Source organism: Kitasatospora sp. NPDC007106 (assembly GCF_040634455.1).
Classification (GTDB): domain Bacteria; phylum Actinomycetota; class Actinomycetes; order Streptomycetales; family Streptomycetaceae; genus Kitasatospora; species Kitasatospora arboriphila.
The window spans coordinates 1-1,206 of the sequence record NZ_JBEYFP010001339.1; the positions used below are offsets into that span (position 1 = coordinate 1).

Sequence of the window (1,206 nt, forward strand, 5' to 3'; positions counted from 1 at the left end):
TGTTTGAGAACTGCACAGTGGACGCGAGCATCTGTGGCCAAGTTTTTAAGGGCGCACGGTGGATGCCTTGGCACCATGGAGTAACTACTCCCGCCCTTCGAGGCGGGCGCCGAGCTGGGCGGCGCCGACGGCGAGCCGGACTCGGAGCCGGACGGGCCGGAGCTCGGCGGGATCGAGGGCGGCGTGGAGGTCGACGGCGAGCCGGAGGACGGGGAGCCGCTCGACGGGGAGCCGGAGGAGCCGGAGGAGCCCGAGGAGCCCGGGGTGGACGGGGAGCCGGAGGACGAGGACGTCGTCGGCGGCATCGTCACGTTCGTGGTGTCGTTGTGGCCCGTCCCGCCGGTCGGCCGGCCGAACGCGGTGCCGTTCGGGTCCACCAGGACGACCGTCTGGATCGGCTGCGGCGCGGGCGTCACGGTGACCACCTGGTGGCCGTTGAAGCCCGCCCAGGGCTGCCCGTTGTAGCTGGCGGGGGCACCCGGGTCGACCGGCGGCGTCAGCGGGTTGCCGCAGGCGCAGCGGACCCGCGGCACGCCCTGGTTGTCGATCAGCACGGCGGTGCCGGTCTGCAGCACCGCCTGGTAGGCGGTGGCCTGGCCGTTGCTGTAGCCGTGGTTGGTGACGCGGGTGTCGGCGCGCAGCACCACCGGGGTGAGGCCCTTGAGGTAGCCGTCGATCTGGTTCGGCTCGATGCCCTCGACGCCGGCCCAGGCCTTGGCCTTGTCCGGGTTGGCGGCGAGGTAGGCGCTGAGCTTGGGCACGTCGCAGCTGGCGACGTTCATGGTGCCGCCGTAGAGGCCGACGTCGCCGCCGCTGCGGTTGCCGCCGGTCGGCGGCGCGACGGTCGCACCGGCGGTCGGGGCGGCGTTCTGTCCGGCGACGGAGTCGGTGAACGGGGCCTGCCCGGCGGAGCCGGCCGGCTGCAGGGCGACGGGCTGGGCCGCCGCGGTGGAGCCGGAGCCCCCGGAGAGCACCAGGCCGAGGACGACGCCGAGCACCACGGCGGCGATGCCCGCGGGCAGCACCGTCCGGGGGTTGCGCCACCAGGGCGGCCGCCGGTGCCCGCCGCCGCCGGCGCTCGAACCTCCCGCGCCTCCTCCGCCTGCGCCTCCTCCGCCGGAGTCTCCCCCGCCGCCGGTGACGACCGTGCGGGCGTTGCTCGGTGGGCCGCCCCGGCCGCCGGCACCGCCCGGTCCGCCGGGGTGC

General features: G+C 75.7%; 1 protein-coding gene. It reads right to left on the reverse strand.

The window, feature by feature from the left end; all coding sequences use genetic code 11:
• Positions 1-1,025 (reverse strand): DUF6777 domain-containing protein (locus ABZ641_RS38315; protein ID WP_359989284.1); only part of this gene is annotated, 1,025 nt, incomplete at its 3' end.
• Between the last annotated feature and the right edge of the window lie 181 nt (positions 1,026-1,206).